Here is a 10,287-nt window from a genome sequence, read left to right on the forward strand (position 1 = left end):
GTATTGTACTATTTTGTTTTTAATTTACTATATATAATTGATGGGGATGTCTATAATTTATCTGACTTACAAGGTGAAATAAACGATAACCCTATGATTATTAAATTATTTTTAATAATAAACAATATTTCTATTCTCTTCTTTCTATTAGGAAGAAAGTTTATTGGTATTTTCTGTTTCATCCTTACAGCGTATTTTTTTGTCCATTTAATAGGCGACCTAGATTTATTGTTTCATATCATTTACTCAAGTATAAAACTTAAAAATTTATGGCTGATTTTAATACTCGTTTTGTATTTTTTACTGTGTTTGATTAACCTTTTTCCCCTGTTCAGTTCTGTGAAAAAATAAAAAAAGGTCGTCTGAAAACCCAAACTTCGGTTTTCAGACGACCTCTTTGCTTTTTAAATTCAAATCAAGCCATTTAAGCTCAAATCGTACCGCTGCCTTGCGCTTTCGGTTTGGCGGCACCGAATTCCAGTTTGCTCAAGGCGGAGAGGTAGGCTTTGGCGGTGGCGACCAAAACGTCGGTATCCGCGCCCTGACCGTTGACAACGCGGTTGCCTCGTGCCAGACGGACGCTGGTTTCGCCTTGGCTTTCCGTGCCTTGCGTTACGGCGTTGACGGAATAAATCTGTAAAGTCGCGCCGCTTTGCGCTACGCTCTCAATCGCTTTGAAAATCGCATCGACAGGGCCGGAACCTGTGGCGGATGCGCGTTTTTCTTCGCCTTTGATGCTGAACACGATGTCGGCACGCGGCTCTTCGCCGGTTTCGGTGCTGATTTTTTGGGAGATGAATTTGTAGCTTTCGGCGTTCATGCTGCCCATTTCGTCGGACACCAGCGCGTGCAGGTCTTCATCGAAGATTTCGCGTTTTTTGTCGGCGAGTTCTTTGAAGCGGGCAAACGCGGCGTTCAGCGCCTCTTCACTTTCCAACTCGATGCCCAAATCCGCCAGTTTGCTGCGGAACGCGCTGCGGCCGGACAATTTGCCCAAGGTCAGGCGGTTGGTTGACCAGCCGACCGATTCGGCAGTCATGATTTCATAGGTTTCGGGGTGTTTCAACACGCCGTCCTGATGGATGCCCGATTCGTGTGCAAAGGCGTTTGCGCCGACCACCGCTTTGTTGGGCTGAATCGGATAGCCGGTAATGGTGGACACCAGTTTGGATACCGGCACGATTTGTGTGGTGTCGATGCCGGTTTCCAAGCCGAACAAATCATGGCGCACTTTCAACGCCATCACGATTTCTTCAAGGCTGGCATTGCCCGCGCGTTCGCCCAAACCGTTGATGGTGCATTCCACTTGGCGCACGCCTGCCTGAACGGCGGCCAGCGAGTTGGCAACCGCCATACCCAAGTCGTTGTGGCAGTGGGTCGACCAGACTACTTTGTCGCCGTTGGGCACGCTTCTGATGATGTTGCTGATACTCTCGTACCACACGGAAGGGATGGAGTAGCCGACAGTATCGGGAATATTGATGGTGGTCGCGCCCGCTTCGATAACCGCCGTAAAGATTTTGGCGAGGAAGTCCAAATCCGAACGCACGGCGTCTTCGGCGGAAAATTCCACATCGTCGGTGTATTCTTTGGCGATTTTCACTGCTTTGACCGCCGCATCGATGACCTGCTGCGGCTTCATTTTCAGTTTGTGCTCCATGTGGATGGGGCTGGTGGCGATGAAGGTATGGATGCGTTTTTTCGGCGCGGGGGAAACGGCTTCGCCCGCTTTGCGCACATCGTTTTCAACGGCACGCGCCAACGAGCAGACTGTGGATTTGGTGATGATTTTGGCAATCGCATTGACCGATTCGAAATCGCCCGGGCTGGCGGCGGCAAAACCCGCCTCAATCACATCCACGCCCATTTTCTCCAACTGGCGGGCAATGCGGATTTTCTCCTCTTTGGTCATGGATGCACCGGGCGACTGCTCGCCGTCGCGCATGGTGGTGTCGAAAATAATTACGCGGTTGGTCTGTGTCATTTCTGTTCTCTCCAGAGATTCGTTTTTTTGTAAAAAAGCATTCAAATCCAGCGGTCTGCCTTGCGCTTCCGCCAACGCGGTCAGCTTTTGCAGTTGCGCCAAAGGCAGCGACCCGCGCGTGCGCCATTTATAGATGGCGGCGGTTGTTGCGGCATTTTCGGGATCGTGCTGTTTCAACGCTTCGGCAAGTGCATTCACGCCGCCGAAATAAGCAACTAAGCGGTCAATGTCTAATTGCATGATGTTCCTTGTCCAAACTTTATCGAAATTATGGTTTGCTTTGGAAGGGGATTATACGCATTTTAGACAAAACGACAATCTATTTTTCTAAAAATACGGATTTACTTTTTAAATTCAGAATTATTTTATACATTTTGTCCAATTTTATTTCAATATCCGAGTACAAAAAGGCAGGCGACACATACCTGCCGTCAAATAATGAATAGGCATTACAGTCCAAACTACGCTCGCTTATTTTGACTGTCTAGCACACCATAACGGCAATACATCGCAAGCCGAAATATATAGTGGATTAAAATAAAAATGAGACAAGGCGGCAACGCCCGCCGTGTACGGGGAGTACATAAGGGCGTTGGCAACGCCGTATCATTGCAATTTTAATCCACTATAGTAAACTTGCCGCCGGTTTCCCTTCCTCCTTCCCGCCATGTTCCCCATTATCCCCACCGACCGCGCCGCTGCCGAATGGCGCAACGAAAGCACGCAGAAGCCGCCCAAGCAGGCGGTTTATGTGCATGAAAGCAATGCCGCCGATATTCTGAAAAACGCCCACGCCCAAACGGCAACCGTTTGGACGGGCGATTTCCACAACGCCAAGCAAGTATTGGCAGCGATGAAAAAGCGCGTCCGCAGGTCGTCTGAAAAAACGAAAAACGCACCTGCCGATATTCAGACGACCTTCCACACCCACCGCATGAAACAGGCGCAGCAAAGCCGCGTGCTGAACATGCTTGCCATCGAAATCGGCGCGGGTTTTCAGTTAAGCAACCCGCGCGCGCCCAACGTCCGCGCCGCCCTTGCCGATGTGTACGCCGAGCCGAACGACGCACCGTTTTTACTGCCGCTCAACCAGCTTTTGGGTTTTATCGGCGCACACGAATGGCACAAAAAAGGCATAGACATTCCGCAGCTTGACGGCAAAATCCACGTTCCCTTCGGCGTGTTCTCGCCCCTGCGCGGCGAATATTTGGACTTAATCGCCCAATCGCCGTTGAATCCCCATATTCAGACGGCGTTCGACATCGGCACAGGCTCCGGCGTCATCGCCGCCATCCTCGCCAAACGCGGCATTTCCGAAATCATCGCTACCGATACCAACCCCAAGGCCATTGCCTGCGCAACCACCAACCTCGCCCGCTTGGGGCTGGACAAACAAGTTGCCGTCCAAGCCGTCGATTTGTTTCCCGAAGGACGCGCCGACCTGATCGTCTGCAACCCGCCGTGGCTGCCCGCCAAACCGACTTCCGCCGTCGAAACTGCCCTCTACGATCCCGACAACGCCATGCTGACCGCCTTCTTAAACGGCGTGCGGCAGCATTTAAACCCGCAAGGCGAAGCGTGGTTAATCATTTCCGACTTGGCGGAACATCTGCATCTGCGCGACCACGATTTTCTGGAACAATGTTTTCAGACGACCTCTTTAGAAGTGGTCGATATTCTGAAAACCAAACCGCGCCACCGCAAAGCCGCCGACGAATCCGACCCGCTCGCCTTCGCCCGCAATCAAGAAACCACATACCTCTATCGTTTGAAAACAAAGTCCTGATATACAATTAGGTCGTCTGAAACCCGTTCCCGCCATTCCCATGCAACTGATCAAATACCTCCAATCCCAAGGCATAGGCAGCCGCAAACAATGCCAGTGGCTGATTCAAAACGACTGTGTCGAAATCAACGATACGGTCTACAACGACGCCAAAGCCGACATCGATCCCGCCGAAGTCCAAACGCTGCGCATAGACGGCGAAGACATCGTCGTCGTACCCATGCCTTATTTTTATATCCTGCTCAACAAACCCGCCGATTACGAAACCTCGCACAAACCGCAGCAATACCCCAGCGTTTTCAGCCTTTTCCCCGACCATATGCGCAATATCGACATGCAGGCGGTCGGCAGGCTGGATGCGGATACGACGGGTGTTTTGCTGATTACCAACGACGGGCAGTTCAACCACCGCGTTACCTCGCCGAAACACAAAGTACCCAAAATCTACCGCGTTACCCTGAAGCATCCTGCCGATAACAGCCTGTGTGAAACGCTGAAAAACGGCGTCCTGCTGCACGACGACAACGAAACCGTCCGCGCAGCCGAAGCCGTTTTGGAAAATCCGACCACCCTGCTGATGACCATTACCGAAGGCAAATATCATCAAGTCAAACGTATGGTCGCCGCCGCCGGCAACCGCGTCGAACACCTCCATCGGGACGAATTTAACGGACGAACGGTAGAAAATTTAGCCTCAGGGGAGTGGAAATTCATCACGGTTTAAAAATTTTGAAGTTTTTTCAAAAAAATTTTAACCATTATGATTTTTTTATTTGTTTAAAAACATGATGATATGATTGTTAAGATGTCATTAACCAAACTTAACGTCATCATTCGTGAACTATTATATAATTCGCGTGTCTGAGTAACACTTGCTTCGAGAGAAGTGAGTAAGTGAGTAAGACGTTTTCCCCGTAATGTGTTTGGCCATCTATACTTTTCCCCTTAGTATAGATGGTTTTTTTTATCTGCGATTTTCTCAGTTATCCTTCCCCAGTATCATTTGAACCGTCTCCCTGCATCCTATTGAATTCCCGTTCAGACGACCTTATCATCAACCCATTCCCACTTTCCCCGCAGGCACATCATGCAAAACATCCAAGACTACGTCCGCCGCACCGCGTCCGCCGCCAAGCAGGCTTCCTATGTTGTCGCCGCCGCCGAGACCGCTCAAAAAAACGCCGTGCTCCTGCGCGCCGCCGAACTCATCAAACACCATCAAACCGCCATCCTCGCCGCCAACGCTCAAGATATGGAACAAGCCGCGCAGAAAGGTTTGAATGACGCCCTGCTCGACCGCCTGCGGCTGAGCGAAAAAACCATAGATACCATGTACGAAGGTTTGCGCCAGATTGCCGCCCTACCCGACCCCGTCGGCGAAATGGACGAATTCCGCACCCGCGAAAACGGCCTGCAAATCGGCAAAATGCGCGTCCCGCTGGGCGTTGTCGGCATCATTTACGAATCCCGACCCAACGTAACCGTCGATGCCGCCGCCCTCTGCCTCAAGTCCGGCAACGCCTGCGTCCTGCGCGGCGGAAGTGAAGCCTTCAACAGCAATATGGCGCTCTCCAAACTGATTACGCAGGCGTTAGTTGAAAACGGCCTGTCCGCAGCAGCCGTCAGCCTGATTGAAAACACCGACCGCGAAAGCGTCGGCGCCATGCTGCAAAGCCCCGAATTTATCGACGTCGTCATCCCGCGCGGCGGCAAATCGCTGGTTTCCCGCATCGCCGCCGAAGCCCGCGTGCCCGTCATCAAACACCTCGACGGCATCTGCCACGTCTATATCGACCGCACCGCCGACGCCGAAAAAGCCGTCAACATCGCCTTCAACGCCAAAACCTCGCGCTACGGCACCTGCAACACCATGGAAACCCTGCTCGTCCACCAAAGCCGCGCCGCAGAAATCCTGCCCGTATTGGCAGAGAAATACGCCGCCCGCGACGTCGAGCTGCGCGGCTGCCCGCGTACCCTTTCCATCCTGCCCCACATTCAGACGGCCTCCGAAGAAGACTGGGACACCGAATACCTCGCCCCCATCCTCTCCGTCAAAATCGTCGACAGCCTCGAAGAAGCCGTCTCCCACATCAACACCCACGGCAGCCACCACACCGACAGCATCGTAACCGAATCCTACACCGACGCCCGCACTTTCCTGCGCACGGTCGACAGCGCCAGCGTCATGGTCAATGCCTCCACCCGCTTCGCCGACGGCTTCGAGTATGGTCTCGGCGCGGAAATCGGCATCTCCACCGATAAAATCCACGTGCGCGGCCCCGTCGGCCTGCACGGACTGACTTCGCAGAAATGGATTGTGTTGGGCGACGGGCAGGTACGGGAGTAATCCGTCGCTTTCTTGAGTGATAAAACGGTAAAAGGTCGTCTGAAAAACAGTTTTCAGATGACCTTTTGTTGTAAGGGCAATCTTGTTGCTTATTATCGGTTTCACGAAAATGCAATATCGTTATACGGCTATCATCGACACAAACTATTCCATTATAATCATTCAAAGTTCCATAACAGCTTTACCTCAATCCGATACGACGATTTTGGGTTCGATGTATCCGCGCTCAAAGGTCGTCTGAAACTACTTCAATTCCGATAAATCATCCAAAGGAAACCAGCATAATGTCGGACAACACTACCCCGAAGGATAAGAAACCGCGCAAGCCGTACCTTACACTGCTCTTTACCGTTTATGCCTTGTGTTACGGCGTTTTACTCGTGTTTCTCACCGTTCAGCTTGCCGTAGCTTCCGGCGGGGTGGCAGCTTTTTTTGCCTCTATGCTCCATTTCGGTATTTTCGGACTGGTGTTCGGCAGTCTGGCTAGTGTGGCTGCAATAATTACCGGTTTACTCTATATGCTTGGCTATATGCTGGTTTGGGGCATACTGACCGGTATGGCGATGACGCAGCTTCGTTTGCGTAGGAACTTGAAGCATATCTTGACCGCCATGCTCATCGGCTTTGTCTATTCCTACATAAGCACGATATTGTTTGCGCTGTTTTTGTCAAAAGATATAGAGATGCTGTTTAATTTTTATTTCGAAGGATTAACGATATTCAGCCTATTGAATGCGTTTGCCGTTATTCCCTTTGGGCTGGTGTTTTTACCTAGTGAAAGCGGGTATAAACGGGAGCGGGAAATTGCCGTGAAAACCGTGAAGGCGGGCATTCATGCGGGGCAAGTCATTTTTGAACATGCAACTGAAAAAAAAGGCGTTTTTTCTTACCGCTGGTGGATTTTGCTGGCTTTTGCTTTGGCAGGCACGCCGACTTTCCTGACTTGCGCCTTCCTGATGCAGCCGGACTCCGCCTTCCCCGACACACAAGCTTGGAGCGCACACTTTATCCCGATGACTTTCTTTGGCTTTGCCGCCATGGTGGCAAGCGGTTTGACGGCAATGCTGATGCGTCTGCGTAAAGACCAAAAAGGCATTTTGAGCGGCCTTGCCCTATCGTCTGCCTACTTCGGCGTTATGGTTTATCTGCCGCCCATCAAGAATCCCAATTTGAATCCCTACGCCCATTTGCTCAACCCGTATTGGCTGCTGGCGGCTTGGCTGATATCGGTCGGCGTCTGCATTTGGTTGTCGTTTAAGAAAGTAGATAGCGGCAATAGCTAATAAAACTGATGAGGGGTTGTCTGAAATACCTTTCAGACGACCCCTTTGCCCATTTTATCGCCGCCATCTTTCTTGTCCAAATATAGTGGATTAAATTTAAATCAGGACAAGGCGCCGAAGCCGCAGACAGTACAGATAGTACGGCACCGATTCACTTGGTGCTTCAGCACCTTAGAGAATCGTTTTCTTTGAGCTAAGGCGAGGTAACGCCGTACTGGTTTAAAGTTAATCCACTATAATCACAAATCTTTCCCAATTTGAAACAATCCCCTGATTTTGTTATTATTCCTTCAAAAAAAGAAATAATCATCATCCATTTTGTCTCACCCGGCCCTCATTACGGCTCATTCATCTGTGCGTTTTTACTCTCTTTTTCCCTTGTTTTTCATCCGGCAGGACGGTTTAAACGCCATTCGTTTTTTGTCTGCGTTTTATAGTGGATTACCAAAAATCGGGAAAGTCTCGGACCCTGTCCGACAGACCATGTTTTATTCCTAGTTTTTGTTAATCAACCATATACAGCCTTGCGCCCGTATCCGCCTGCCTCACCATCCCAAAGGAGGTCAAGGTTTGTCTTTATTTCATTTCTTACGCAACCGCTCTTCGTTCAATCCCTTCGTCGTTTCCGTTACGCTGTCCTTCGTGCTGCTGGTCATCGGCATCGCGCTTTTGATTTCGCAGCAGGCAGAAACCGTCCTCAATGCCGCCAAAACGGGCATTTTCAAAAACTTCAGTTGGTTTTACATCTTGGCGTTTTCAGCCTTCTTCTTCTTCCTGCTCGCACTTTCGGTCAGCAGCTTCGGCAACATCAAGCTGGGCAGCAACGAAGAAGAGCCTGAATTTAGCTTTTGGTCTTGGCTCGCCATGCTGTTCGCGGCGGGTATGGGCGTCGGGTTGATGTTTTTCGGTGTCGCCGAACCGCTTACCCACTATCTGTCCCCCATCACCGAAGGCGGCAGCGGCGCAAGGCAGCAGGATGCGTTGCTCCACACCCTCTTCCACTGGGGCGTACATGCCTGGTCGGTTTACGCCGCCATGGCGTTGGCGCTCGCCTATTTCGCCTTCCGCTACAAACTCCCGCTTTCCCTGCGCTCCTGCTTTTATCCGCTGTTGAAAGAGAAAATCGACGGTAAGGCAGGCGACATCATCGACATACTTGCGCTGGTCGCCACCCTGTTCGGCATCATTACCACGCTCGGCTTCGGCGCGGCGCAGTTGGGTGCGGGCTTGGCACAAATCGGCTGGATAAGCGAAAACACCTTTTCCGTACAAACCATCGTGATTTTCGCCGTCATGGGTTTGGCGGTCGCCTCTGCCGCCTCCGGCATAGGCAAAGGCGTCAAAATGTTGAGCGAGATGAACTTGACCCTTGCCTTCTTACTGATGGTTTTCGTCCTCGCTACCGGCCCGACCCTCCACCTGCTCTCCGCCTTCAACGACAACCTCGGCACTTACCTGAGCAACCTCGTACAACTCAGTTTCAAAACGTACAGCTACGAACAAAACCATACCGAATGGTTCGGCGGCTGGACCATCTTATACTGGGCATGGTGGTGTTCTTGGGCGCCTTTCGTCGGACTCTTCATCGCCCGCATCTCGCGCGGACGCACCATACGCGAATTTATTTTCGGCGTTTTGGCGGTTCCCTCCCTGTTCTGCGTCATCTGGTTTACCATCTTCGGCGATACCGCCATCTGGATTAACGACCACACCGCAGCAGGCGCATTGGGCGAATTGACCGGCACGCCCGAAAAACTCCTCTTCCGCTTCCTCGAATACCTCCCCCTGCCGACCCTCACAGGGCTTGTCAGCCTCATGGTGATCGCCCTCTTCTTCATCACCTCCGCAGACTCCGGCATTTACGTTCTCAACAACATCGCCTCCCGCGACAAAAGCGTGGCCGCCCCGCGCTGGCAGGCAGTGATGTGGGGGCTGTTGATGTCCGCCGCCGCCATTGTCCTTTTGCGCTTCGGCGGACTGCCCACCCTGCAAACCATGACCCTCATCGTCGCCCTGCCTTTCGCCCTGCTCATGCTGATCATGTGTTTCAGCCTATGGCGCGGATTAAACGCCGACCACAAATACTTCACGACCGCCGTCACTCCCTCCAGCGTCTATTGGAGCGGCGACAACTGGCAGGACAGGCTTGAGCGTATGCTGAACCAAACGCAGGAACAAGACATCCTCAAATTCCTCAAAACCACCGCCCTGCCCGCCATGCGCGAACTGGGCGAGGAATTGTCCGACAAATACGGCCTGAGCGTCGACATCCAAACCCACTTCGACCGCGAAGAACCTGCCGTCGAATTCACCATCCACAAAGAGTCCCTGCGCGACTTCATGTACGGCATTAAAACCATCAAGCGCGAAGTGTCCGAACAGCTTATCAAAGACGGCCACCTCCCACACATCCGCCACAACGTCACCTACGAGCCCTACACCTACTTCTTCGACGGCCGCAGCGGCTACGACGTGCAATACATGAACCGCCGCGAACTCATCGCCGACATCCTCAAGCAGTACGAGCGTTACCTCAACCTCCTGACCGATGTCGGACAAGAACTCATGTCGCACCAGCAAACCGAATTGGCAGAATAAGTTTTTGTTAAACAGATGGTAACCAAGGTCGTCTGAAAACAGATTTCCCGTTTTCAGACGACCTTTCTTCATGCGTTCAAACAAACCACACGTTCCATCCACACCCCTCCCGTAGCGTGGGCTTTGCCCACGAAAAACACTGCCCAACCTGTCTTAAAAAAACAAATAAAAACGTCGTCTGAAACCCAAAATCCAGCTTTTCAGACGACCTCTTTCCCCATCATCCGTAACACAATCTTTCCCCATGCAAACCGCTTTATTATAGTGGATTAAATTTAAATCAGGACAA

The 10,287-nt window shown here is 51.6% G+C and carries 6 protein-coding genes; 5 read left to right on the forward strand and 1 reads right to left on the reverse strand.

Annotated elements, in window-relative coordinates:
* Positions 1-430 precede the first annotated feature (430 nt).
* The gene (locus HMPREF3277_RS12230; RefSeq protein WP_070871278.1) at positions 431-2,224 is read right to left on the reverse strand and encodes a 2-isopropylmalate synthase; all 1,794 of its coding nucleotides are present in this window, start codon (positions 2,222-2,224) and stop codon (positions 431-433) included.
* Positions 2,225-2,651: 427 nt separating this feature from the next.
* Here HMPREF3277_RS12230 and HMPREF3277_RS12235 point away from each other — a divergent pair, with 427 nt between their 5' ends.
* The 5 genes from HMPREF3277_RS12235 (at position 2,652) to HMPREF3277_RS12255 (ending at position 9,998) form a co-directional block, all read left to right on the forward strand.
* Positions 2,652-3,770 carry a methyltransferase gene (locus HMPREF3277_RS12235; RefSeq protein WP_070871279.1) on the forward strand — a complete coding sequence of 373 codons (1,119 nt, stop codon included), beginning with the start codon at positions 2,652-2,654 and terminating at the stop codon, positions 3,768-3,770.
* A 40-nt stretch (positions 3,771-3,810) separates the two neighbouring features.
* The gene (locus HMPREF3277_RS12240; RefSeq protein ID WP_070871280.1) at positions 3,811-4,494 is read left to right on the forward strand and encodes a 16S rRNA pseudouridine(516) synthase; all 684 of its coding nucleotides are present in this window, start codon (positions 3,811-3,813) and stop codon (positions 4,492-4,494) included.
* Between the two features lie 363 nt (positions 4,495-4,857).
* Entirely contained in the window at positions 4,858-6,117 is a 1,260-nt protein-coding gene (locus tag HMPREF3277_RS12245) for a glutamate-5-semialdehyde dehydrogenase (RefSeq protein WP_070871281.1), read from the forward strand.
* Between the two features lie 284 nt (positions 6,118-6,401).
* On the forward strand, positions 6,402-7,400 hold the full coding sequence (locus HMPREF3277_RS12250) for a hypothetical protein (RefSeq protein WP_070871282.1): 999 nt from the start codon (positions 6,402-6,404) through the stop codon (positions 7,398-7,400).
* A gap of 570 nt (positions 7,401-7,970) precedes the next feature.
* The gene (locus tag HMPREF3277_RS12255; RefSeq protein ID WP_070871283.1) at positions 7,971-9,998 is read left to right on the forward strand and encodes a BCCT family transporter; all 2,028 of its coding nucleotides are present in this window, start codon (positions 7,971-7,973) and stop codon (positions 9,996-9,998) included.
* Positions 9,999-10,287 lie beyond the last annotated feature (289 nt).

It is taken from the genome of Neisseria sp. HMSC70E02 (assembly GCF_001838645.1).
In the GTDB taxonomy this organism is placed as follows: domain Bacteria; phylum Pseudomonadota; class Gammaproteobacteria; order Burkholderiales; family Neisseriaceae; genus Neisseria; species Neisseria macacae.

Bases quoted from the DNA above. Each gene is read 5' to 3' on its own strand.
- HMPREF3277_RS12245 (WP_070871281.1), top strand. From the start codon at position 4,858: ATGCAAAACATCCAAGACTACGTCCGCCGCACCGCGTCCGCCGCCAAG.
- HMPREF3277_RS12250 (WP_070871282.1), top strand. From the start codon at position 6,402: ATGTCGGACAACACTACCCCGAAGGATAAGAAACCGCGCAAGCCGTAC.
- HMPREF3277_RS12230 (WP_070871278.1), bottom strand. From the start codon at position 2,224: ATGCAATTAGACATTGACCGCTTAGTTGCTTATTTCGGCGGCGTGAAT.
- HMPREF3277_RS12235 (WP_070871279.1), top strand. From the start codon at position 2,652: ATGTTCCCCATTATCCCCACCGACCGCGCCGCTGCCGAATGGCGCAAC.
- HMPREF3277_RS12240 (WP_070871280.1), top strand. From the start codon at position 3,811: ATGCAACTGATCAAATACCTCCAATCCCAAGGCATAGGCAGCCGCAAA.